The 23,267-nt window shown below is 61.4% G+C and carries 28 protein-coding genes; 11 read left to right on the plus strand and 17 right to left on the minus strand.

The window, feature by feature from the left end; translation table 11 throughout:
* Position 1 precedes the first annotated feature (1 nt).
* The 3 genes from ACSQ2Z_RS15330 to ACSQ2Z_RS15340 form a co-directional block, all read right to left on the minus strand.
* Positions 2-700 carry a phosphatidylserine decarboxylase gene (locus ACSQ2Z_RS15330; RefSeq protein ID WP_436081973.1) on the minus strand — a complete coding sequence of 233 codons (699 nt, stop codon included), beginning with the start codon at positions 698-700 and terminating at the stop codon, positions 2-4.
* Between the two features lie 134 nt (positions 701-834).
* Positions 835-2,721, minus strand: coding sequence for an ABCB family ABC transporter ATP-binding protein/permease (locus tag ACSQ2Z_RS15335; protein WP_436083088.1), 1,887 nt, complete (start codon positions 2,719-2,721; stop codon positions 835-837).
* 200 nt (positions 2,722-2,921) lie between these two features.
* Positions 2,922-4,718 (minus strand): LysM peptidoglycan-binding domain-containing protein, encoded by a 1,797-nt coding sequence (locus tag ACSQ2Z_RS15340; RefSeq protein WP_436081974.1) that lies wholly within the window; start codon positions 4,716-4,718, stop codon positions 2,922-2,924.
* Between the two features lie 259 nt (positions 4,719-4,977).
* Here ACSQ2Z_RS15340 and ACSQ2Z_RS15345 point away from each other — a divergent pair, with 259 nt between their 5' ends.
* On the plus strand, positions 4,978-5,598 hold the full coding sequence (locus ACSQ2Z_RS15345) for a TIGR00730 family Rossman fold protein (RefSeq protein ID WP_436083089.1): 621 nt from the start codon (positions 4,978-4,980) through the stop codon (positions 5,596-5,598).
* Positions 5,599-5,618: 20 nt separating this feature from the next.
* On the opposite strand, the gene rarD is transcribed toward ACSQ2Z_RS15345, so the two are convergent.
* The gene (gene rarD, locus ACSQ2Z_RS15350; RefSeq protein ID WP_436081975.1) at positions 5,619-6,557 is read right to left on the minus strand and encodes an EamA family transporter RarD; all 939 of its coding nucleotides are present in this window, start codon (positions 6,555-6,557) and stop codon (positions 5,619-5,621) included.
* 214 nt (positions 6,558-6,771) lie between these two features.
* Here rarD and ACSQ2Z_RS15355 point away from each other — a divergent pair, with 214 nt between their 5' ends.
* Positions 6,772-8,757, plus strand: coding sequence for a bifunctional 2',3'-cyclic-nucleotide 2'-phosphodiesterase/3'-nucleotidase (locus tag ACSQ2Z_RS15355; protein WP_436081976.1), 1,986 nt, complete (start codon positions 6,772-6,774; stop codon positions 8,755-8,757).
* A gap of 6 nt (positions 8,758-8,763) precedes the next feature.
* Here ACSQ2Z_RS15355 and ACSQ2Z_RS15360 read toward each other — a convergent pair whose 3' ends face one another.
* From ACSQ2Z_RS15360 to cysS, 10 genes are all read right to left on the minus strand, one after another.
* Positions 8,764-9,093 (minus strand): DUF5615 family PIN-like protein, encoded by a 330-nt coding sequence (locus tag ACSQ2Z_RS15360; protein ID WP_436081977.1) that lies wholly within the window; start codon positions 9,091-9,093, stop codon positions 8,764-8,766.
* On the minus strand, positions 9,093-9,317 hold the full coding sequence (locus ACSQ2Z_RS15365; protein WP_436081978.1) for a DUF433 domain-containing protein: 225 nt from the start codon (positions 9,315-9,317) through the stop codon (positions 9,093-9,095). Before ACSQ2Z_RS15365 ends, ACSQ2Z_RS15360 begins: the two co-directional genes overlap by 1 nt.
* A gap of 80 nt (positions 9,318-9,397) precedes the next feature.
* Complete coding sequence (gene cimA / locus ACSQ2Z_RS15370) at positions 9,398-11,011, minus strand: citramalate synthase (protein WP_436081979.1); 1,614 nt, start codon at positions 11,009-11,011, stop codon at positions 9,398-9,400.
* Positions 11,012-11,242: 231 nt separating this feature from the next.
* Positions 11,243-12,202: a prolyl aminopeptidase gene (gene pip / locus ACSQ2Z_RS15375; protein ID WP_436081980.1), complete on the minus strand. Its 960-nt coding sequence runs from the start codon at positions 12,200-12,202 to the stop codon at positions 11,243-11,245.
* Positions 12,199-12,675, minus strand: coding sequence for a GFA family protein (locus ACSQ2Z_RS15380; RefSeq protein ID WP_436081981.1), 477 nt, complete (start codon positions 12,673-12,675; stop codon positions 12,199-12,201). Before ACSQ2Z_RS15380 ends, pip begins: the two co-directional genes overlap by 4 nt.
* A 2-nt stretch (positions 12,676-12,677) precedes the next feature.
* The gene (locus ACSQ2Z_RS15385) at positions 12,678-13,172 is read right to left on the minus strand and encodes a GFA family protein (RefSeq protein WP_436081982.1); all 495 of its coding nucleotides are present in this window, start codon (positions 13,170-13,172) and stop codon (positions 12,678-12,680) included.
* A complete protein-coding gene (locus tag ACSQ2Z_RS15390; protein WP_436081983.1) occupies positions 13,169-13,651 on the minus strand; it encodes a GFA family protein in 483 nt (160 codons plus the stop codon). The genes ACSQ2Z_RS15385 and ACSQ2Z_RS15390 overlap by 4 nt, the downstream gene beginning before the upstream one ends.
* A 4-nt stretch (positions 13,652-13,655) precedes the next feature.
* Entirely contained in the window at positions 13,656-14,054 is a 399-nt protein-coding gene (locus tag ACSQ2Z_RS15395; protein ID WP_436083090.1) for a type II toxin-antitoxin system VapC family toxin, read from the minus strand.
* A 14-nt stretch (positions 14,055-14,068) separates the two neighbouring features.
* Positions 14,069-14,323, minus strand: coding sequence for an antitoxin (locus ACSQ2Z_RS15400; RefSeq protein WP_436081984.1), 255 nt, complete (start codon positions 14,321-14,323; stop codon positions 14,069-14,071).
* A gap of 57 nt (positions 14,324-14,380) precedes the next feature.
* Positions 14,381-15,772: a cysteine--tRNA ligase gene (gene cysS / locus ACSQ2Z_RS15405; protein ID WP_436081985.1), complete on the minus strand. Its 1,392-nt coding sequence runs from the start codon at positions 15,770-15,772 to the stop codon at positions 14,381-14,383.
* Positions 15,773-16,187: 415 nt separating this feature from the next.
* Between cysS and ACSQ2Z_RS15410 the strand changes: the two genes are divergently transcribed.
* Positions 16,188-16,343, plus strand: coding sequence for a hypothetical protein (locus tag ACSQ2Z_RS15410; protein WP_436081986.1), 156 nt, complete (start codon positions 16,188-16,190; stop codon positions 16,341-16,343).
* 4 nt (positions 16,344-16,347) lie between these two features.
* Here ACSQ2Z_RS15410 and ACSQ2Z_RS15415 read toward each other — a convergent pair whose 3' ends face one another.
* From ACSQ2Z_RS15415 to ACSQ2Z_RS15425, 3 genes are read right to left on the minus strand one after another with little or no spacing between them, the layout of a single operon-like run.
* Positions 16,348-17,112, minus strand: a complete 765-nt coding sequence (locus ACSQ2Z_RS15415) for an SOS response-associated peptidase (protein WP_436081987.1) — start codon at positions 17,110-17,112, stop codon at positions 16,348-16,350.
* 3 nt (positions 17,113-17,115) lie between these two features.
* A complete protein-coding gene (locus tag ACSQ2Z_RS15420) occupies positions 17,116-17,802 on the minus strand; it encodes a nucleotidyl transferase AbiEii/AbiGii toxin family protein (RefSeq protein WP_436081988.1) in 687 nt (228 codons plus the stop codon).
* Complete coding sequence (locus tag ACSQ2Z_RS15425; RefSeq protein WP_436081989.1) at positions 17,799-18,131, minus strand: hypothetical protein; 333 nt, start codon at positions 18,129-18,131, stop codon at positions 17,799-17,801. Before ACSQ2Z_RS15425 ends, ACSQ2Z_RS15420 begins: the two co-directional genes overlap by 4 nt.
* A gap of 51 nt (positions 18,132-18,182) precedes the next feature.
* On the opposite strand from ACSQ2Z_RS15425, the gene ACSQ2Z_RS15430 reads away from it, so the two are divergent.
* The 8 genes from ACSQ2Z_RS15430 (at position 18,183) to ACSQ2Z_RS15465 (ending at position 23,261) form a co-directional block, all read left to right on the plus strand.
* Positions 18,183-18,605 (plus strand): NUDIX hydrolase, encoded by a 423-nt coding sequence (locus ACSQ2Z_RS15430; protein WP_436081990.1) that lies wholly within the window; start codon positions 18,183-18,185, stop codon positions 18,603-18,605.
* Between the two features lie 58 nt (positions 18,606-18,663).
* Positions 18,664-19,086 (plus strand): TIGR02301 family protein, encoded by a 423-nt coding sequence (locus ACSQ2Z_RS15435; protein WP_436081991.1) that lies wholly within the window; start codon positions 18,664-18,666, stop codon positions 19,084-19,086.
* Between the two features lie 125 nt (positions 19,087-19,211).
* Positions 19,212-19,481, plus strand: coding sequence for a hypothetical protein (locus ACSQ2Z_RS15440; RefSeq protein WP_113004128.1), 270 nt, complete (start codon positions 19,212-19,214; stop codon positions 19,479-19,481).
* A 25-nt stretch (positions 19,482-19,506) separates the two neighbouring features.
* Complete coding sequence (locus ACSQ2Z_RS15445) at positions 19,507-20,238, plus strand: hypothetical protein (protein ID WP_436081992.1); 732 nt, start codon at positions 19,507-19,509, stop codon at positions 20,236-20,238.
* A 72-nt stretch (positions 20,239-20,310) separates the two neighbouring features.
* Positions 20,311-21,150: a CAF17-like 4Fe-4S cluster assembly/insertion protein YgfZ gene (gene ygfZ / locus ACSQ2Z_RS15450; RefSeq protein WP_436081993.1), complete on the plus strand. Its 840-nt coding sequence runs from the start codon at positions 20,311-20,313 to the stop codon at positions 21,148-21,150.
* Positions 21,147-21,755: a YfbR-like 5'-deoxynucleotidase gene (locus tag ACSQ2Z_RS15455; RefSeq protein ID WP_436083091.1), complete on the plus strand. Its 609-nt coding sequence runs from the start codon at positions 21,147-21,149 to the stop codon at positions 21,753-21,755. Before ygfZ ends, ACSQ2Z_RS15455 begins: the two co-directional genes overlap by 4 nt.
* Positions 21,755-22,294: a tyrosine phosphatase family protein gene (locus ACSQ2Z_RS15460; RefSeq protein ID WP_436081994.1), complete on the plus strand. Its 540-nt coding sequence runs from the start codon at positions 21,755-21,757 to the stop codon at positions 22,292-22,294. The genes ACSQ2Z_RS15455 and ACSQ2Z_RS15460 overlap by 1 nt, the downstream gene beginning before the upstream one ends.
* The gene (locus tag ACSQ2Z_RS15465; RefSeq protein WP_436081995.1) at positions 22,284-23,261 is read left to right on the plus strand and encodes an NUDIX hydrolase; all 978 of its coding nucleotides are present in this window, start codon (positions 22,284-22,286) and stop codon (positions 23,259-23,261) included. Before ACSQ2Z_RS15460 ends, ACSQ2Z_RS15465 begins: the two co-directional genes overlap by 11 nt.
* The last annotated feature ends 6 nt before the right edge of the window (positions 23,262-23,267 follow it).

The following is a 23,267-nucleotide window of genomic DNA, read 5'->3' on the forward strand; positions in this document are numbered from 1 at the left end:
ATCAACCGCGGCGGCTGATGACCGGACCCTTGGCAGAGCCGAATTCCGCGAGCACGGTTTCGCCGGCAATCGCGGTCTGGCCAAGGCTGACGCGCGGTTGCGCGCCTTCGGGCAGGAAGACGTCGAGACGGGAGCCGAAACGAATGAGGCCGAAGCGCTCACCCGGCTGCAGCGCGTCATTTTCCGCCGACCAGCAGACGATACGGCGGGCGACAAGACCCGCGATCTGGACAACGCCGATTTCGCCATGGGCGGTGTCGATGACGAGGCCGTTGCGCTCGTTATCGTGGCTTGCCTTGTCGAGATCGGCATTGACGAACTTACCGGCACGATAGGCGATGCGGCGGATCGTGCCGCGTACGGGCGAGCGGTTCACGTGGCAATTGAAGACATTCATGAACACCGAGATGCGCAGCATCGGGTTGGTGCCGAGGCCGAGTTCGTCCGGCGGCGTGACCAGCGCGATCGAAGAGACGCGGCCGTCGGCGGGGCTGATGACCAGATCGTCATCGAGCGGCGTCATTCGTTCCGGATCGCGGAAGAAATAGGCGCACCAGGCCGTCAGGATAAAGCCGAGCCACATCAGCGGCTCCCACAGAAACCCGAGGATCAGCGAGATGACGAAGAAACCGGCGATGAAGCGATATCCTTCCTTGTGCACCGGAACCAGCGTGTTGCGCACCGTATTGATCAAGCTCATGAACAGGGATCTCCAGATTTTCGTTCGGCTAGGACGTACAGGGAAAAAGCCGCAGTTGGTAGTCGTTAGTGAGCAGTAAGCGAGAAGTCCTCAGAAAGCTCACCCTTCACTGCTCACTAGTCACTAATCACCCCTCACACCGCCGCCGTGCCACGCACCACAACCCCAAGGTCGTCGCTTTCGCGGACCTTCTTCAGCATTTCCTCGGCCTGCGTCGCTTCGCGCTGGCGCTTCCACATGGAGGCGTAAAGGCCGTCGCGGCCGATAAGTTCCCCATGGGTGCCGCGCTCGGCGATGCCACCGTCCTTCAGGACGATGATCTCGTCGGCATGGACGACCGTCGACAGGCGGTGGGCGATGACCAGCGTCGTGCGGTTCTGCGAGACGATATCGAGTGCTGTCTGGATCTCCTGTTCGGTGCGGGTGTCGAGCGCCGAGGTCGCCTCGTCCAGGATCAGGATCGGCGGGCTTTTCAACACCGTGCGGGCGATCGCCACGCGCTGCTTCTCGCCGCCGGACAGTTTCAGGCCGCGCTCGCCGACCATGGCGCCGTACCCGTCAGGCAGGCTCTCGATGAACTCGCCGATCTGGGCGATATCCGCCGCGGTCTCGATCTCTGCCTGCGTCGCGGAAATTCGACCGTAACGGATGTTATAGGCGATCGTGTCGTTGAACAGCACCGTATCCTGCGGCACCATGCCGATCACGGCGCGCAGGCTCTTCTGCTTCACGTCGCGCACATCCTGTCCATCGATGGTGATGGCGCCCTCCTGGACATCATAGAATCGGTAAAGAAGCCGCGACAGCGTCGATTTGCCGGCGCCCGAAGGACCGACCACGGCCACGGTCTTGCCCGCCGGGACCTCGAAGCTGACACCCTTGAGGATCGGGCGGGCTGGATCATAGGCGAAATGCACGTCCTTGAAGGCAATCGCGCCGCGATTGATCACCAGTTCCTTCGCCTCCGGACAGTCGACGACCTCCGCCTCGACGTCAAGGAGGTCGAACATCTTCTCGATATCAGTCATACCCTGGCGGATTTCGCGATAAACGAAGCCGATGAAGTTGAGGGGAATGGCAAGCTGTATCAGCATGGCATTGATAAAAACGAAATCGCCAAGCGTCTGCTCGCCGCGCTGGACGGCAAGCGCCGACATGACCATCATGACTGCGGTGCCCGCACCGAAAATCATGGCCTGGCCGAAGTTGAGCCAGCCGAGCGAGGTCCAGACCTGCGTCGCGGACCGCTCGTAGCGCGCCATGGACTGGTCGAAACGCTTGGCCTCCATCTCCTCGTTGCCGAAATATTTGACCGTCTCGAAGTTCAGCAGCGAATCGATCGCCTTGGTATTGGCGTCCGTATCGCTGTCGTTCATCGAGCGGCGGATCGAGATGCGCCAGTCGCTCGCCTTGATGGTGAACCAGATGTAGAGCCAGACGGTGATGGCGGTCACAGCCAAGTAGCTGAAGCCATAGCCCCTCCAGAAGACCACGGCCGTCAAAAGGAACTCGATCAGGGTCGGCGCCGTGTTGAGGATGGTGAAGCGGACGATGGTCTCGATGCCCTTGGTGCCGCGCTCGATGATCCGCGACAGGCCACCGGTGCGGCGTTCCAGATGGAAGCGCAGTGACAACTGATGCATGTGGACGAAGGTGCGATAGGCAAGCTGGCGCACCGCGTGCTGGCCGACGCTGGCAAAGAGAGCGTCACGCAGCTGGTTGAGGCCCGCCTGCAGCAGGCGCGCCAGATTATAGGAGAGCACGAGCATCACGGCGCCGGTAAAGACGGCAGGAACGGCGCCGACGATGTCGGTCTTGCCGTTCAGCGCATCGGTCGCCCATTTGAAGAAGTAGGGTACGAGCAGCAGCACGATCTTGGAGGCCAGCAGAATGACCGTCGCCCACACCACGCGCATCTTGAGGTCGCTGCGGTTGCTCGGCCACATATAGGGCCAGAGATTGATGATCGTTTGCAGCGGATTGCCTGCGTCCGCCGATACCGTCTTCTTCTGCGCTGCCACTTTGTGTTCCGCCTTCTTCTTCGGACCGCCCTTTTCACAGCAGCCGTGCTTGCGCGCTTTGGATGTCACGACGATGACCGTCGATGCGAAAGCGCGCCCGCAAATCTCCAATCAAAAACGGCGCCTTCTCAAGGCGCCGCTTTTTGTTTCAGATAGGCTTCATAAAGACCAGCCGCAATGGAGGAGCCGGCGAAAAGCGATCAAGGCAGATGCTTCATGTGCTTGCGGTGCACTTCCTGCGCTTCAGCCTCCGGCATCGCCTTGTCCGGTACGCCGAAGATCTGGCCCGGCAGGATGCGGTCCGGATTGGTGATCTGGTCCTCGTTGGCGAGATAGATCGTCGTATAGCGGACACCGGCACCATAGACACGGCGCGAAATCTGCCAGAGCGTATCGCCACGACGGATGATCACCGAGGCCTTGCTCTGCTGCAGCGGCGCCTGCTGCACCGTCTGCGGCTCGGCAGCAGTCTGCCCGTTTGCCGGTTTCTCGGCCGGTGCGGCACTGTCGCCGCCTGCCGTCACGGCAGCACCTGACTCAGCGGAAGGCGTGGCTGACTCTGCGGCAGGCTTCTCAGCCGTTTCAGCTGCCGGCTTGGCGACATCCTGTGCAGGCGTTGCCGGAATATCGGTCGCAACGGCATTGCCACCGGTGCCGTCGGTGCGCGGCATCAACGCCGAACCGACCGCCGCCTCGATCTTGCCGAGCGATGCGGAAACGCTGGCGGCATCCGCCGGCAGCGCCTTCAGCACGGCTAGCGCATCGGCCGCGGCCTTGGCCGTCTTGGCCGCCATTTCCTTGACGCTGGCATCGAGATTGTCGGCGACTTTGAAATCGGCGAGCGATTTCAGGGCGATTTCGGTTGCCGAGCGCGCCGCCGCCAGCTCTTCCGCCGTCGGGACCTTGCCGTCTGCAAACAGCCCCTTGAGCAGGCCTAGCGCCTTTGTCGCCTCCATCCGCAGACCATCGAAGCTGCCGCCCTCGAGAGGCGTAACGGTGCCTTGCGCATTGGGTTGGGCAACCGCTGCCACCTGATCGCCGGCCGGGCGATCGAAGGGAACAGCGGCGCGCATCACAACCGTGCTGCCGTCGGCGCCCATCACATCGGCGCGGATCGTGTGGTTTCCGACCGGCAGGTCGATCGTACCCTCGACAACGAAACGTCCCTGCTCATCGGCCTTCATCTCGCCGACAAGCTTGTCATCAGCATAAATGCGAACCAGCGCGCCGGCCTTGGCGCTACCGGCAACGAAAATCTTCTTGCCTTCGATCTCTACGGCAGAGACGGCGACAGCCGGCTTCTCGCCGGTTGCCGGCGTCTCGGCCGAAACGGCAGTGTCAGCCGCCGTGGCGGATGCCTCGGGCGCAGGCTCTGCCTTTGCGACTTCACTCGTGGCGGTCGTCGACTGGGCATTGGCCTGTTTTGCCTCGGCCGCCGGTTTGGTAATGATGCGGCTTGCCTCGCCCGGCTTCGAGACCATGGCGAGCAGTTCGCCGGTCTTGTCCTTGGGGATCGAGACGGTAGCGACTTCTTCCGAAGACTTGGTCACGCCATTTTCGCCGACGCTGCGCAGCGTTAGCTGATAATCGCCGGCCGGCAGCGGCTTCTCGAAGATCGCGGCAAAATCACCCGTCGCCCCGACATCAGCCGTGCCGATGACCGCATCGCCGCTGACGATTTCAAGTTTGGTGTTGGGCTGAGCCCGCCCGGCAATGACTGTCGACCCGTCCGGTTCGACGCGCAGGACATCAAAACCGGGGACCGTCCAGGCTGCAGCCGGGTCGGCGGGTTTGGCAGTCGTATCCGTCGCCGCCTCGCCCTCAGCCACTGGGCGTGCGCTCTTCGCATCGCTCAGCTTTGCCGGACTATCCACCGGGGCATCGGCGGTGAGCGTGTCCTTGCCCTTGTTGATATTCGGCAGGACAAAGAAAACCATCAGCAGGGATGCAATTGCCAGGACGATAAGGGCCACCCAGCCGGCCTTGTTCTTCATCATGCACATCTCCAAATGGCCGGGAGCCGGCTGCGCCCGAAATGGACACCAGCGAACGGCTCTCCCGAAGCCTACATGCCTGCCGCTTTCCGGTTTCCTAACCAGACGGAATCAGCCCCTGCACATATCGTCAGCTTACTCCTAAAAACGCTAACGATTTCCGTCGCTTTCTACAAGCATCGCCTCATGTCCGGACCAAGCCAGGCCCCGGTTTTCCGTCATTTTTCTTGACGCCTGCTGCGGTGGGATGTCTCTTTGGATGATGAACGAGAAAAATATCCCGATTCGATCCATCTGCGTCTATTGCGGCTCCCAACCCGGTCGCGATAAATCCTACATCGATGCCGGCCGCATTCTGGGCAAATCCATCGCCGACAACCATCTCCGGCTCGTCTATGGCGGCGGCACGAAGGGCATCATGGGCGCGGTCGCAAGCGGCGTTCTTTCGCACGGTGGCCGCGTTACCGGCATCATACCAGAATTTCTGATGGATATGGAGGCCACCCGCCATTCGTTGGGGCAGCTCAGCGAACTGATCGTGACGCCGGACATGCATGACCGCAAGCACAAGATGTTCGAGCGTGCCGACGCCTTTGTCACCCTGCCGGGCGGCATCGGCACGCTGGAGGAGATCGTCGAGATCATGACCTGGGCGCAGCTCGGCCGTCACCGCAAGCCGATCGTGCTCGTCAACATCAATGGCTTTTGGGATCCGTTGATGACGCTCATCGAGCACATGGCGGAAGCCGGCTTCATCCACACCGCCCATCTCGTCCAGCCACTCGTCATCGACGCGGCCGAGGAAGTCGTTCCGGCGCTGCTGGCCCATTGGGCAAGCGATGTCGACCGCGACGGCGAGCCCGGGATTATCTCCAAGCTTTGACGTCTGGCCGTGGCCCGGAATTATTCCGCCGGGTTTGCCATCACCGCGCGCCGCGCGCGGCTTTCCATGAGCATCGACGTCGAATAGACCGCCAGTGCTGCCCAGATCAGGATGAAGGCGATCAGCTTCGGCGTGCCGAAGGGTTCGTGGAAGACGAACACGGCGATGATGAAGATCATCGTCGGAGCGATGTACTGCATAATGCCGATGGTGGAGAGCCGGAGCAGCTTGGCGCCGTTCGCGTAAATCATCAGCGGCACGGCAGTTACGACACCGCAGGCCATCAGCCAGGCGATATCGGCCCAGCCGGTGTCGGAGAAATGCCCCTGCCCCGAGGCTTCAAGATAGACGATATAGCCGAGCGCGGGAATGCTGAGCAGCAGCACTTCCAGGAAGAAACCCTGATTCGGGCCGACCGGCAGGGTCTTGCGGAAGAAGGCATAGAGCCCCCAGGAGAGCGCGAGGCCGATCGATACCCAGGGCAGCCCGCCCGCATCGAAGGCCAGCACGACGACGGCGACGCCGGCGAGAACGATCGCGACGATCTGCGCTGGATTGAGCTTTTCCTTGAGGAGCACGGCGCCGAGGAAGATCGAGAACAGGGGGTTGATGTAGTAGCCGAGCGCGGTCTCCAGCGCGCGGCCTGCCCCGATCGCCCAGACATAGATGCCCCAGTTGATGGTGATGAGAACGGCGGTCAGCATCGCCATCTTCAGCATACGCGGCGAGCGCAGCGCAATCTTTATGTCATCGGTGCGGCCGAGCAGGACGAGGACGGCGCCGGCAAGCGGCACCGACCAGACGATCCGGTGGGCGACGACCTCAAAGGCGGGGATATGCGCGACAGCCTTCATGAAGAAGGGCAGGAATCCCCAGAGGAGATAGGCCGTCAGCGCGAAGGCGAAGCCGCGCGGCGAATCGCCGTTCTGCACCGCCGGTGTTTGTTTCGCATCAGCCATGGCGCTTCATCCCGTCGACAATTTTAACGTCGGCCCGTCCTACTCCAAAGACCGTTGATCAACCAATTCATTTCCGTGAACCTTGCATGCAATAAACCTGACAGAGACTTCAGCTAAGAAGAGGAAAATAGGTGATATTTTGCGGGGTGCATTCCGCAGCTTCCCGCCATAGGTTTTTCAGCCAGGCAATGACGGTCAGACGAAGGGACTTCACATGTCTTCCAACCTCGCGCTCCACCCGATAACCCGCCGCTCGCTCTTGAGCGGTGCCGCCGCCACCTCCGCTCTGATCCTGCTGCACCCCTTTGCCACGCGTGCAGCCGCCAACCAGGCGCACCTGCGCATCATGGAAACGACCGACATCCACGTCCACGTCTTCCCCTATGACTATTACGGCGACAAACCGAACGACACGATGGGGCTTGCCCGCACTGCCTCGATCATCGACGCCATCCGCGCCGAGGCCGGCAATTCCTTCCTTATCGACAATGGCGATTTCCTGCAGGGCAACCCGATGGGCGACTACATGGCCTATCAGCGCGGCATGAAAGAGGGCGACGTGCATCCGGTCATCAAGGCGATGAACGTGCTCGGCTACGAGGCGGGTACGCTCGGCAATCACGAGTTCAACTATGGCCTCGATTATATGTTCAAGGTGCTTGCCGGTGCCAATTTCCCCTATGTCTGCGCCAATCTGACCAAGGGCCAGTTAGCGTCCGATCCAAAGGACGACAAACTCTTCTTCAAACCCTATACAATCGTCGAGAAGATCGTCGCCGACGGTTCGGGCGCCACCAGCCCGCTGAAGATCGGCATCATCGGCTTCGTGCCGCCGCAGATCATGCTTTGGGATATCAAGAACCTGGAAGGCAAGGCTCAGACCCGCGATATCGTCGAGGCGGCAAACGCCTGGGTGCCAGCGATGAAGGAGGAAGGCGCCGACATCGTCATCGCACTCTCCCACTCCGGCATCGATGGCAGCGGGCAGACGGAGCGGATGGAAAACGCCTCGCTCTATCTCGCCGGCGTCGAAGGCATCGACGCGGTCTTTACCGGCCACCAGCACCTCGTTTTTCCCGGCCCGAAGAGTTTCGACGGCATCGAGGGCGTCGATCCCGCCAAGGGCACGCTGCTCGGCAAACCGGCGGTGATGGGCGGCTTCTGGGGCTCGCATCTCGGGCTGATCGACCTGCTCATCGAAAAGGACGGCAAGAACTGGAAGATCGTCGATTTCTCCACCGAGGCGCGGCCGATCTACCACCGCGAGGACAAGAAGGTGGTCGCCGACGTGGCGGATCGGGCCGACGTGCTGAATGCCGCCAATGCCGAACATGAGGCGACGCTTGCCTATATCCGCACGCCCGTCGGCAAGACCTCGGCGCCGCTCTATTCCTACTTCGCGCTGGTGGCGGACGACCCGTCGGTGCAGATCGTCTCCAATGCGCAGACCTGGTACATCAAGGACATGCTGAAGGACACGGACTACAAGGACCTGCCGGTGCTTTCGGCGGCAGCCCCGTTCAAATCCGGCGGGCGCGGCGGCGCGGACTATTACACCGACGTCCCCACCGGCGACATCGCCATCAAGAACGTCGCCGACCTCTATCTTTATCCGAATACGGTGCAAGCGGTCGTCATCACCGGCGCACAGGTGAAGAACTGGCTGGAAATGTCGGCGGGCATGTTCAACACCGTCTCGCCGGGCGCCAGGGATGCAGCGCTGCTCAACCCAGAATTCCCCTCCTACAACTTCGATATCATCGACGGCGTGACCTATCAGATCGACCTGTCGCAACCAGCAAAGTACGACAAGGACGGCAACGCGGTGAACCCGGGTTCAAACCGAATCCAGAACCTCTCCTTCGAGGGAAAACCGATCGATCCAACACAGAAATTCGTCGTCGCGTCCAACAATTACCGCGCTGGCGGCGGCGGTAAATTCCCCGAAATCGCCGCCGACAAGGTGGTCTTCGCAGCCCCCGATACCAACCGCGACGTCATCGTCCGCTACATCATCGCCGAAGGCACCATCAACCCATCGGCCGATGGCAACTGGAGCTTCAAGCCGGTGGAAGGAGCGACCGCAACCTTCGAGACCGGCCCCAAGGCACGCGGACTGATCGCCGGCGTCAAGGGCGTGAAGATCGAGGATGCGGGGGACGGCGCGGATGGATTTGCGAAGTTCCGGCTGGTGCTGTGAGCCTCGTCAAACCACTTCGATCAATGTTTCGCCGCGCACAAGCGCGGCGACGATCGTGGGTAAAACTACTTCGAACCGGACGAGAAGTTGGTGGCGTCGCGTATTAGGCCATCTGATCCAGACCACAGCCGGGCCAGCTTGCGTAAACACCTTGTGCTGGGCAAAGTCCTCGTCCTTCGTCACGATGACCCAGCCCTCATTCAACGCGCAGTCCCAGATCAGCCGGTCGGTCGCGGCTTGCATTCCCGTTTCAGAGACATGCACCGCTTCGTAGCCGCGCACAGTCAGCCAACGCGCGAGCGCCGGCGGCAACTGGGCATCGACCAGGAAGCGCATTACGCGACGTGAAGGACAGGATGATCGCTTTGGCGCGCGGCATATTCGAGCGCGGCCTGGACGTCGCCCTCTTCGAGCGCGGGGTAATCCTGAAGGATCTCAGCATGACTGGCTCCTGCCGCCAGCAGGTCCAGCACGTCCTTGACGCGGATGCGAAGGTTTCGAAGGGTCGGGCGACCGCCGCACTGCTCAGGATCGACGGTAATCCGATAGATTTCGCTCATTTCGCTTCCTCGATATTGTCTCGTCGCATGTTCCAACGAACATAACATGTCGCAAGCGGACGGTCGCGCCCTCTTGTCATTTATTCCGCCGCCGCAAGCCCCGCCTGGTCGCGGTTCTTCAACAGCTTGAAGACGATCGAATCCATCAGTGCCTGGAAGGACGCGTCGATGATGTTGTCGGACACGCCGACCGTCCACCAGCGGGCGCCGGTGGCGTCGACTGATTCGATCAGGACACGGGTGATGGCCTCCGTGCCGCCATTGAGGATACGCACCTTGTAGTCCACCAGTTCCAGATCCTCGATCTCAGACTGGTATTTGCCGAGATCCTTGCGGAGCGCCAAATCGAGCGCATTGACGGGGCCATGGCCTTCGGCGACAGACATCATCGTCTCGCCGTCGACCGAGACCTTCACCACGGCTTCCGAGACGGTTTTCAGCTTGCCGTTGGCATCGAAGCGGCGCTCGACCATGACGCGGAAACTGTCGACCAGGAAGAATTCCGGCACCGAACCGAGGATCCGCTGGGCGAGGATGGCGAAGCTCGCGTCGGCGCCCTCATAGGCATAACCGGTCGCCTCGCGTTCCTTGACGATGGCGATCAGCTTGTCGAGCTTCGGATCATCCTTTGAGACGACGATGCCGCGCCGTTTCAGGGCATTGATGAAATTGGCCTTGCCGCCCTGATCCGACACCATGACCTTGCGCAGATTGCCGACGCTTTCCGGCGTCACATGCTCGTAGGTGCGCGGGTCCTTCAGCAACGCGGAAGCATGAATACCGGCCTTGGTGGCGAAGGCGGAAGCGCCGACATAGGGCATCTGATGGTCCGGCGAGCGGTTCAGGAGTTCGTCGAAGGCATGGGAGAGCGTCGTCAGTTCCTGCAGCCGATCGGCGTCGATCGCCGTCTCGAAACGGCGGTTATAGGCTTCCTTGAGTGCGAGCGTCGGGATCAGCGTGACGAGATTGGCGTTGCCGCAGCGCTCGCCGATGCCATTCAGCGTGCCCTGGACCTGGCGCACGCCGGCCTCGACGGCGGCCAGCGAATTGGCAACGGCCTGGCCCGTGTCGTTGTGCGCATGGATGCCGAGTTTGATGCCTGGAACCCCATGGGCGACGACGGCGGCGACAATGTCGCGGATTTCCGGCGGCTGGGTGCCGCCATTGGTGTCGCAGAGCACCACCCAGCGGGCGCCGGCATCATAGGCGGTCCTGGCGCAGGCCAACGCATAGGCCGGATTGGCCTTGTAGCCATCGAAGAAATGCTCGCAGTCGATCATCGCCTCGCGGCCGCTCTGGACGACGGCTTCGACGGACGTGCGGATCCCTTCGAGATTTTCCTCGTTGGAACAGCCGAGCGCCACGCGGACATGATAATCCCAGCTCTTGGCGACAAGACAGATCGCGTCGCTTTGCGCCTGCAGCAGCGCCGTCAGCCCGGGATCGTTGGACGCCGACACGCCGGCGCGCTTGGTCATGCCGAACGCAACAAAGCGTGCCTTCCCGGTGCGCTTCTTCTCAAAAAACTCAGTATCCGTTGGGTTGGCACCAGGATAGCCGCCTTCGACATAGTCCATGCCGAATTCGTCCAGCATCTTGGCAATGGAGATCTTGTCCTCGACGGAAAAATCGATGCCGGGCGTTTGCTGCCCGTCGCGCAGGGTGGTGTCGAAGAGGTAGATGCGTTCTTTCACAGTAATGCCTCCGATGATGGGGCGCTCTGAGTTCGCCGCGCCTTACCACCCTCTGTCGGCGACGCCGACATCTCCCCCACAAGGGTGGAGATTAGCCGCACGTTCCGTGCTCGTCTCAACGGAAAACTGGCAAAGGAAATGAATGATCTCCCCCCTTGTGGGGGAGATGTCACGAAGTGACAGAGGGGGGTAAGCTGCGGCAAATTCAAAACCATCGATAATTCCACCTCGTTACACCTTCCCCGCAAACCGGTCCGTCGCCCGGATGAGCTTGTCGAGAATGCCTGGCTCGGAATAGGCATGCCCCGCCCCTTCGATCAGATGAAACTCTGCCTCGCTCCAGGCATTGTGCAGCGCCCAAGCATATTTCGCCGGGCATGGCATGTCGTAACGGCCATGGACGATGACGCCGGGAATGCCGTGCAGCTTGTGAGCGTCACGCAGAAGCTGCCCTTCCTCCAGCCAGCCGGCATTGACGAAGAAATGGTTTTCGATGCGGGCGAAGGCGTAGGCGAACTCGTCGTCCTCGAACTTGTCACTGGTTGCGGGTTCCGGCAGCAGCGTGATGGTCTCGCCTTCCCAGATGCTCCAGGCCTTGGCGGCGGCAAGGCGCGTCGCCCTGTCGTCGCTCGTCAGGCGCCGGTGATAGGCGAGCATCATCTCGTGACGCTCTTCCAGCGGGATCGGCGCGATGAAGCGCTCCCACTTGTCCGGGAACATTTCCGAGACGCCGAACTGATAGTACCAGTCGAGTTCGGCCCTCGTCAGCGTATAGATGCCGCGCACGACGAGTTCCGACACCCGCTCCGGGTGCTTCTCGGCATAGGCGAGCGACAGCGTCGAGCCCCAGGAACCGCCGAAGACGAGCCACTTCTCGACGCCGGCCATTTCGCGCAGCCGCTCGATATCGGCGACCAGATGCCAGGTCGTGTTGGCCTTCAGCTCCGCATGCGGCGTGGACTTGCCGCAGCCGCGCTGGTCGAACAGGATCACGTCGTAAAGCTTGGGATCGAACAGGCGGCGGTGGCTCGGCGAGATGGTGCCGCCTGGGCCGCCATGCAGGAAGACGGCAGGCTTGGCACCGGGGGTCCCGGCCTTCTCCCAATAGATGACGTGACCATCACCGACATCGAGATGGCCGGACGCGTAAGGTTCGATTTCCGGATAAAGCGTGCGCAGTTCTGCTGTCATAGGTTCAAACCATGGGTGGGCCATTCGGCCGTGTCGTGATCGGGATGCTGGAACGAGATGATCTGCTCCTGCTTTGAATAGTAATCCGGATCGTCATGGACTGGCTGGTCGAAGATCGTCGTCACCCAGGGCAGCCGGGCGGCGTAGTTGACCTGGATCTGCGGCGCGAGATCGGAGCGGTCGTCGAAGGCGCCGATGGCGATTTCGAGGCCGCCGGGATGGCGATAGGTTAGCGGCGTGCCGCAGGATGAGCAGAAACCGCGGCTGATGTTCACCGACGACTGGAAATAGTTGGGCTCGTTGCGCGTCCACTCGACGCCGCTTTCCGGTGCCGTCACAAGCGGGCCGAAAAAGCCGCCAAAGGCCTTCTGGCACATGCGGCAATGGCAGATCGACGGGCGGCCGAGCTTGCCCTTCAGGCGGAAGCGCACGGCGCCGCACTGGCAACCTCCGGTTCGAATGGTCTCGGTCATGTCTATTCCTCCGGTGGCCAATGTTCAGTATCGAAATCGGGATGCTGGCGGTTCGATTCAAGGATCGCCAGATGCCGTTCCGCGCCCGCCTCGTTGGCGGCATCGGTCTCCTTACCCGGCAACTCCGGCAGGTGCGAAAACCAGGGTACGCGCGATTCCACGCCGGACTGCTTCAACGGCCGCACATCATAGGGATCGTCGAGCGAACCGAGAACGATATTGATGAAATCCGCCTCCGGCATGTCATAGAACAATGGCGTGCCGCAGGCGGCGCAAAAACCGCGCCGGGCGAATTCGGAGGAGTGAAACCAGCTCGGCTCCCCCCGCGTGATGCGGAACGACGCTCGCTTCGCATTGGCAAGTGGCATGAAATAATTGCCGGCCGCCTTCTGGCACATGCGGCAATGGCACAGGTGCGGATCACTGAGCGTGCCTTCCGCCCGATAGCGCACCGCGCCGCACTGGCAGCCGCCGGTATAGATGCGGGAGATGCTCATCCGCGCTCCTTCGGCGGCCATTCGGCGGTGTCGTGATCCGGATGCTGGTAAGAGACGAGCGTGGCGAGAAAGGACGCCGCATCCTGATCCGCCATCGTCTCCTCGCCCGGGAGGTTCGAAATATGGTCGACATACGGGAGCTTTGCCTCGATGCCCCACTGGATTTTCGGGACGATACCCTCCGGTTTATCGAAGGCCGCAATCGCCAGCGCCACACCATCCGGCGCCTCATAGGTCAGCGGCGTGCCGCAATCGCTGCAGAAGCCGCGGAATACCGCATTCGACGACTGAAAACGCTTCGGCTCGCCGCGCGTCCAGGTGAGCCTGGCTCCGCGCACGGAGACCAGCGGCAGGTAGAAATTCCCGGCCGCCTTCTGGCACATGCGGCAATGGCAGACGGAGGCGTCGCCGAGCGTGCCTTCGACGCGGAAACGGACGGCGCCGCATTGACAGCCGCCGGTGTGGGTAGAGTCAGTCATGGGCTCATTCCTCTTCACCGAGCCAGTTTTCCACCTTGAGACCGCTCACGCGGGAAAATTCACGGGTGTTGTCGGTTACAAACGTGAGTTCCAGCACACGGGCGTGGGCAGCAATCAAAATATCCATCGGACCAATGAGATTGCCATTGCGTGTGAGTTGATCACGAATCTCTGCATAGTGGATGGCTGCGGCGGCCTCGTAGGCAACGATGTCGAGGCGTTCGAGCATGTTTTCCACGAGCGATGATAACCTCTCCGATCGTCTCTTCATCGCGCCGTATCGCAGTTCCGAGGCCACGAGCGCGCTTACACAAAGACTGCTGTTCCCAACCCTTTCTATGTGGCGGACGACTTTGCCGTCTGGAGCACGGATTATGTGCGACACAATGTTCGTATCGAGCATGTATTGCCAGCTGCTCACAGATCAACGTCCTCAAGTGGCAATTGCCCTTCGTCAACGTCGGGAAACTCCTCGTCCCACGGTTCGATAGTCGCCAGCCATTCGAGCAATCCGCTCTTCGTCTTCGGCTCGATGATCAAGCGGTCACCTTCTTTGCGCATGATCGCCTCATTCCCCGGAAGCTCGAACTCCACGGGAATGCGAACGGCCTGATTGCGACCGTTGCGAAAGAGTTTTACCTCCCTGCCTTCATCAATGCGGATCACATTCATGGTACGCTCCTTTTGGCATATGCCTAAACATATGCCTCTCACGGAAGGAATACAAGGTTATCGCTTGACCTCCCAGGTCGTGACCCGCTCGCCGGTCGCCGTATCCTTTCCGTCCCTCAGTTGGATGCCTTTGGCTGCGAGATCGGCGCGGATCTTGTCGGCTTCGGTGAAGTTCTTCGCTTTGAGCATTTCCATCCGCATGGCTACCAGGGCGTCAACGGCGGACGCCACGGCTTCGTCGACTTCGGTTTCCTTCGGCTCAACGCCGAGCAAAGCTGCGCTCGCGGCGAAAGCCGGAAGCAGAGCCGGATCGGCATTGGCAGCCTGCGCGAGAGCGTGCAGCGCCTGCACCGCCGCGACCGTATTGAGATCGTCCGCGAGCGCACTGATCACCGTCGCGTCGGGTGCCGCGCCGCTTTCCTCGACCACCGGCCATTTGGCGAGGAGCCGCTCCGCTTCCTCCAGCCGTTTGATCGAAAAATCGATCGGTTCGCGGTAATGCGTCATCAGCATCGCCAGGCGCAGGACCTCGCCCGGCCACTGGCGGCCGCCGAATTTCTCCGTGTGCAGCAATTCGTAGATCGTGACGAAATTGCCCTCGGACTTCGACATCTTGCGGCCTTCGACCTGCAGGAAGCCGTTGTGCATCCAGACATTGGCCATGGCATCCGTGCCATGGGCGCAACGCGACTGGGCGATCTCGTTTTCGTGGTGGGGGAAGATCAGGTCCAGCCCGCCGCCGTGAATGTCGAAGATCTCGCCGAGATAACGCTCGCTCATCGCCGAGCATTCGATATGCCAGCCGGGACGGCCACGGCCCCAGGGGCTGTCCCAGCCGGGTTCGCTTTCGGACGACAGCTTCCACAGCACGAAATCGCCCGGATTCTTCTTGTGGGCATCGACAGCCACGCGGGCGCCCGCCTGCTGGTCGTCGAGATTGCGGTTGGAGAGACGGCCATAGTCGGCCATCGAGCGGGTATCGAACAGCACCTCGCCTTCCGCCGCATAGGCATGGCCCTTGGCGACCAGTTTTTCGATGATGTCGATCATCTGGCCAATGTTGTCGGTCGCGCGCGGCTGCACGGTCGGATCGAGGCAGCCGAGCGCCTTGGCGTCCTCGAGATACTGCGTCTCGGTCTTTTCGGTGACGAGGCGAATGGCCTCGTTCAGCGGCAGGCCAGGATGGTCACGCAGCGCCCGCGCGTTGATCTTGTCATCGACGTCGGTGATGTTGCGGGCATAGGTGACGCGGTTTTCGCCATAGACATGACGCAATAGCCGGAACAGCACGTCAAAGACGATCGCCGGGCGCGCGTTGCCGATATGGGCGTAGTCGTAAACGGTCGGGCCGCAGACATACACGCGGACATTGGCTGGGTCGATCGGCGCGAAAACCGATTTCTCCCGTGTCAGCGTGTTGTACAGTTTCAATGTCGGCTGTCCGCCCATTCCCAATCTCCCATTCACATCATATCGGATACACGCAATCGCCCGGCTGGACCTTCGCGTTGTCATCTTGATTTTTGGGAGACGAAAACGGCCAGGCCAGCGTTGAGGCTAGCGAATAATAATCCGGCAGATGATGCAGATAACCGTTTTCATGGGCAGCTTTATCGCGCTTCGCTTGCGCCCGGTCAAGAGGTCAACCGCGTTCCAGTATCATATGTTGGGATGCCGGAGAATTCGTCATCGTTTTGTCACGATTGGGCTTATCTGGAGACGCAGACGCTCGGGGAATCAAGGCTTTCAGGCACTTGCACATTGCTGCCTGTTTCCTGGGGCACAATAAGAAACGCCGTTTTGGTGGAAAACACACCGGAACGAAGCGCCTACAGCTAGGGAAAGCACCAAAGGAGAGTTTGAAATGCCTGGTAAAAAGACCGACAAGAACAGTCCGCGAAACGCGGCCAATCTTGTCGAGCAATACCGTCCGCTCGGCCTGAAGGCCGTCCTTGCTGCCGCTTTGCAGGTCAAACCAAAGCCGGTCAAGAAACCCGCTCAGCCGAAGCAGCTCGCCTGATCCCTCAAAATAGTGACAACTGACGGTCTGCCGGAGGCTCCTTAGGCTTCGCGGCAGGCCTTGCGGCAACGCTCACCGGAGTCTGAAGATCGGCGCCTGTGTTTGCCACCTTGTTCACCTTGTCGGAGACGGCGATGGCTTCGAAACAGTCGTCGCTCGCCGGCGCCATGAGGTCCACGATGTCGCGCGGCTCCTGCGTCCTGCAGTCAAGCCAGCGGGCAAAATCCTCGGGCTTGATGACGACCGGCATGCGATCGTGAATGTCCGCGATCCGGGCATTGGCGCGCGTGGTCAGGATTGCGCCGGTATCAACCTCCGAGCCATCCGCGGAGGACCAGGTCTCCATGAGGCCGGCGAAAGCGACGATGCCGCCATTTTTCGGGCGAACCCAGTAAGCCTGCGATAGCTCGCCGCTCTCCTTGGGCGGACGATGCCATTCGTAGAAGCCGGAAGCCGGAATGAGGATGCGCCGGTGGCGCATGGCGGCCTTGAACGAGGCCTTGCCGATGGCGGTTTCGGCGCGGGCATTGATCAGCAGCGGAAAATCGCGCGGATCCTTCACCCAGGAGGGCGTAAAGCCCCAGCGGACGAGCAGAGCCCTGCGCTCCGGCAGGTTGCTGCCCGGCTGCTGGCGATCGCCAGCAATGACGACGAGAATGGGTTGCGTCGGCGCGATGTTGAACCGCACCGGAAAGTCGTCGGTCTCCAGGAGGCCGAGAAATTCCGCCACTTCTTCCGGTGTCGCCGTCAGCGCAAATCGTCCGCACATGGATTAACCCAACCTCCCGATGGAAAGGCAATGATCAAGGATGGCAACATCAGGAATCGCCTTCACAGTTTTCACTGCTTCGATCAACACCCGCCGCTCCTGCTGCGAGAGTTGCCGCAGGTCGCCCCCCTCAAAATAGGTCATAGCTTTCAGGCTCTCGCTAGGTTGGAACGATAGGCCGAACATAGCCCTGGCGCCGCCGAGCGCCCTCGCCACATCGTGTCCGGAAGCAATCATCGCGGCGATATCGCGGTAGTCCTTGGCTTCGATCCGCTGGAGAAGAACCTTGACCTTGGTCGCGAAGAGGTCTTCCGGCGAGGCGACAACCATCATGCCATCATCGGTGAACTGAGGCATGCCTACCCTTCCGGTTCGAACCGGACCAAAGAAGGATATTTTTACCGGACGGTCGGTGGATCCCGCCATTGATGAAAGAACTGTAAGCGCCGTGGGCTCCTGCTGGATAACCGTCGCGGTCCGCAGGAACGGCATTGCGTCAAAAAGCGCGTCGATCTCGAGGTCCCGTTCGGTAAAAAAATCGAAATCGATGGATTGCCGATGTCCTAGCCGCAGCGCGACCGCCGTCCCACCGTAGAGCACGAAACCCAACGCGGCCGTGGGTTTCAGCAACGGCCAGATCACCCGTTGCTGCGCGGGCAATATCTCCATCCGAGGAACAAGAACCGTCACCCCAATCTCCGTGAGGGCATGGTAGGAACCTCATCAACCGCAGCCAGATCGAGACGATAGTGCCAATAAGACCAGGAGCGCGGCGAGAATTGCCCGATCTCGGCCTCATTTAAGATCTTTTTCAGCAATTCGGTACCTGCCAGCATCTCAAGGGTCTGAACATCGTCAAAGTCGCCGATGTTCATCACCTGGGCGATGACGCGCTCCGGTTGCTCGCCGGCTTCGTCCTCGGACTTCCACCAGACATATTTTTTGGCAAAAAAGGATAAGGTATCCCGGTCCAATTTCCGAACTGCCACGCTAAGGTTCTCGCTTTTGCTACGATCCATTATATTTCTTCGACGCGTTGGAATATAGGCCGAACGCCGATGAAAGGCCACATGACCCAGCCCTCTCCTCAACTCGCTTCCTCCGCCATTCTCGAGCGCGACGGGCGATACCTGCTCGTGCGACGGGCCAATCCGCCTTCCGTGGACATGTATGCCTTTCCCGGCGGGCGGGCTGAGGCCGGGGAGACGCCGCCAGACACGGCGGTGCGCGAGTTTCACGAGGAGACCGGCATCCGGCCACGCAATCCGCAGCTGTTCGAAACCTATGACCTGCCACCAGGCGAAGCGGATGGGCCGGGAGCGCGGCATTTTTTCCTGTCCGTCTTCAGGGTGGAGGCAGATTCGGACCTCATTGCCGTCGCGGGCGATGATGCGGCCGGCATCGGCTGGTACACAGCCGCCGAAATCCTCAACCTGCCGATCCCCGACAGCGTTCGCCAATGCGTGGAAAAACTCGAGGCGCTTCACCGGTGATAATCGCCGCGCCGAGAATCAACTTGCTTCAGGCAGCGATTCGGGGCTTCAAAGGACCATGATCCGCTGTCTGGCCATTCGATCGTCTCTTTTGCTGGCTCTTGTTGCTCCGCCATTTGGCGCCCAGGCGCAGGACATGCCGGCAACCGGCACCGCGGCGGTGACCGCGGAAAAACCTGCGCCCTATGACGCCCGGCTGTTGCGGCTTTCGGAAATCCTCGGTTCCATTCATTATCTGCGCACACTTTGCAAGGACGCGGCGGCGGACAGCTGGCGGCAATCAATGCAGGATATGCTCGACAAGGAGGCCGGCGGCGAAGCACAGAGGCGCGCCCGCATGACGGCCGCATTCAACCGCGGATACCGGACTTTTGCCTCCGTTTACACGACCTGCACAGCCGCGGCGGTGGTCGCCGACGAGAGATACCGTGCCGAAGGAGCAACACTTGCTTCAGAAATAACCGCCCGCTTTGGAAATTAACGGGAAATTAACCTCTTTTTTGAGGAGCCCGTGTCGTTTTGGGAAAAGGCTGCTAAGGTCGTTAAGAGAGTGGTAAGAAGTGGCGCCGCCTCAAATCAGGTGCCAGGTAAAGAGCGTGGAACGGCATGGAACGAATGATGGAACCCAGTCTGAATGACATCGACGACATGATCGTTCATGAGAAGATGCAGGCAGCCCTGGAACACCAGAATGAAGCCTGGGCGGATGGCATGGCAGACGGCATCGAGCCTGAGATCATCGCCGATGCGGCCATTGCCCTTGCCATGCGCGAGACGATCCGCCTGCATGGCGAAGACGGGGCCGAAGCCATGCTGAACTCGCTGCGCGAGCGCATGCTGGCCGGCGAATTCTCACCGGAACGTACTCTGCAGTAGTTTCGAGGCAGCCATGTTACGCCAGATGTCAGCAAACCGACCAGGTGCGGTTCGATTGTCTGCGTTATTGTTCGCCGGCCTCCTCGTTTCCTCTTTCCTTCCTCACCATACCGCATTCGCGCTCAGCGAGCTCAAGCAGATTCCGGGCCAGGCAAAAGAGGACGACAAGGACGCTCCCGAAGTGGAGGAGCCGGACGATGTGGGACCGATGCAGATCCCTATGCCCGATCCACTCGTGAACAAGCCTGTTGACGACGTGAAGGACGATTCGGCTGAAGATCCGGCCCCAGCCGCTCCCGTCGAAGTGCTGTCCGATGTGTCGAAAATTCCCGAGGCCGTCGCCCGCATGCGCGAACTGATCGTCGAGGCCGCCGCTTCCGGCGATATCGAACGGTTGCGACCGCTGCTCGGCAAGGGCGCGACGCAGACGCAGGTGGGCGAGAACGGCCCCGATCCCGTCGAGGTCCTCAAGGGACTGTCCGGTGATCCGGACGGAATCGAGATTCTGGCGATCCTGCTCGACGTATTGTCGACGGGCTTCGTCCTCGTCGACAAGGGAACGCCCGAGGAAATGTATGTCTGGCCCTATTTCACCGAAAAATCGCTTTCCTCCCTCACCGCGCCTGAAAAGGTCGATCTCTTCCGACTGGTGACCGCCGGGGACGTGGCCGGGATGGAAGAGGGCGGCAACTACAATTTCTATCGCGTCGGCATCACGCCGGACGGCCAATGGAAATTTTTCGTTGCGGGAGACTGACCAGCGGCGCAAAGCGCTTGCTCAGCCTCGCATGAAATCCTACCTGTTCATCTGATGAACAGGACAAATCTCATGCAACCCATTGCCCTTCCCGATCGCGCCATCGTCACCGTGTCTGGACAGGGTGCCCAGGAATTCCTGCAGGCGCTGATCACCACCGATCTCGGACGGTTAAAAGATGGCGAAGCCAAGCCGGGCGCACTGCTGACGCCGCAGGGCAAGATCCTTTTCGATTTTTTGGTGACACGCGACGGCGAAGCGATCCGGCTTGAAACCGGGACAGACCAGGCCGATGGCCTGTTGAAGCGGCTGACCATGTACAAGCTGCGGCTTCCGATCACACTCTCCGTAGCGTCGCCGGCTGCGGTTACCATCCAGTTTGCCGAGGCATCTGGCGGTTATCGCGATGCCCGTTTCGCCAAGGCGGGCCACACCGTTTATCGCTCCTATGGCAAAGAGACGGGAGCAACCGGCATCGACGAATACGAACGCCTGCGGATTGCGAGCGGCATTGCCGTTTCCGGCAGCGACTATGCGCTGCAGGATGCCTTTCCGCATGACGTTCTGATGGACAAGAACGGTGCGCTGTCGTTCAAGAAGGGATGCTATGTCGGACAGGAGGTCGTGTCCCGCATGCAGCATCGCGGCACGGCGCGCAAGCGCATCGTCACCGTCACGGCAGATCGCGCCCTGTCCGCAACGGGCACGCCTTTGACGGTCAAGGACCGGCCGATCGGCACGCTCGGCAGCGTCATCGGCGCTTCCGGTCTGGCGATCGTCCGCATCGACAAGGCGGGCGAGGCTATTGCTTCGGGTGAGGCAATCCTGGCTGGCGACGTGCCGGTAAAACTCGCCCTGCCCGCCTGGACGGGGCTTGAATTTCCAGCCGAAGCCGACGAGGCGAGCGCCTGATGTCTGCCCGCGCCTGGCAACGCATGCTCTCCGGACGGCGGCTCGACCTGCTCGATCCGTCGCCGCTCGATGTGGAACTCTCCGATATCGCCCACGGGCTCGCCCGTGTCGCCCGCTGGAATGGCCAGACAGAGGGCGACCATGCATTTTCCGTCGCCCAGCACAGTCTCGTCGTCGAGGAGATCTTTCGCCGGCAATACAATGGTACGCCGGACGAATGCCAGATGGCGCTTCTGCACGATGCGCCGGAATATGTGATCGGCGACATGATCTCGCCGTTCAAGGCGGTCGTGGGTGGCGGCTACAAGGTCGTGGAGAAGCGCCTGGAAGGCGCCATTCACACCCGCTTCGGGCTTCCCGCGACGACACCGGCAGAGCTCAAGACCAAGATCAAGAAGGCCGACCAGATCGCCGCCTATTTCGAGGCGACGGTGCTTGCCGGGTTTTCGCTCGTGGAAGCACGGAAATTCTTCGGCCAGCCGCGCGGCATCACCCGCGAGATGATCCTGATCGATCCGCTGCCGGCTATCGAGGCCCAAAAGCTCTTTACCGCGCGGTTCGAAGCCATCGAGGCGCTGCGCGCCAACGCGCGGGCGGCATCCTGATGCCGCAGATCGTCGTCTCACCGCTCTCGCGCATCGCCGAAATGGCCGTTCGCCACGGCTGCCGCGAAATGATGAGCCTGCTTGCCAAGGACCAGAACTTTCATCGCCCGGCGGTGATCGACGCGACGCGTCATCTTCTGCTCAGCGTCAACGACATCAGTTTCGGTGGCAATGACGGGCTTGTGGCACCGCAGGAAGCTCATGTCATGCAGATCATCGGCTTTGCGCGGCAATGGGATCGGGCAGCACCGCTGCTTGTCCACTGCTGGATGGGGATTTCGCGTTCGCCGGCCGCCGCCGTCATCGCCGCCTTGGCGGTGGAACCCGATCAGGACGAGATGGAACTGGCACGGCGCCTGCGCGCTGCCTCCACCTATGTCACACCGAACAGCCGCCTGATCGCGATCGGCGACCATCTTTTGTCGCGCAATGGGCGGCTGGTGGCAGCTGTCAAGGCGATTGGCCGAGGCGCTGACGCGGACGGCAACGTGCCCTTTGTCTTTTCGCCACTGGCGGAGCCCGTCTCCCATGCCGGCTGACGACAGGGCGATCACTGTCGAGATCGGCCTCAACGCGGCGATCGTTGCGGTAACCAGCCGCTCGCCGCGCATCCTTGTCGTCAGCGAAGGACAGGAGGACAGCCGCGACGGCCTGCCCTTCGGCCCCTTCGATCCCGCCCGTCACCGGACCTTCGAGACCAGCCTGCGCGCCAGCGTCGAACAGCAGACTGCGCTTGATCTCGGCTACATCGAACAGCTCTACACCTTCGGCGACCGCGGCCGGCATCACTCGCCCGGCGAAAGCGGCAAGCATATGGTGTCGGTCGGCTATCTGGCGCTGACGCGCACCGATGCGGAAAACAATGCGCGGCTGGCGGATGCCGGTGCCCATTGGCGCGACTGGTACAGCTACCTTCCCTGGGAAGACTGGCGACAGGGACGGCCTGCGATCATCGACCAGATCATTCTTCCCGCCTTGCGGCTCTGGGAAAAAACGGGTCATCAGGACGAACGCATGGGCTTGCCGCAGCGGCGCACGCGCATGCGCCTTGCCTTCGGGCTTGATGATTTTCCGTGGGACGAGGAACGCGTACTGGAGCGCTACGAACTGCTCTACGAGGCGGGGCTGGTCGGCGAGGCAGTGATCGACGGGCGGGCGGTTGCGACGGCGACGCCGCCGATCGGGCTCACCATGCGGCACGACCACCGGCGCATCGTCGCCACCGCCGTCGCGCGGCTGCGCGGCAAGATCAAATACCGGCCGGTAATCTTCGAGCTGATGCCTCCGGATTTTACATTGACGGACCTGCAGGCGACGGTCGAGGCCATTTCCGGCCGCCATCTGCACAAGCAGAACTTCCGCCGCCTGGTCGAAGGGGCCGAGTTGGTGGAGCCGACCGGGATGTTGACGGCGGCCACCGGCGGCCGGCCGGCGGCCCTCTTCCGCTTCCGCCGCCAGATTCTCGGCGAACGCCCCGCCCCGGGATTGAAAGTCGGCGTCCGATAGCGCCGC

Source organism: Pararhizobium sp. LjRoot235 (assembly GCF_964254145.1).
Taxonomy (GTDB): Bacteria; Pseudomonadota; Alphaproteobacteria; order Rhizobiales; family Rhizobiaceae; genus Pararhizobium.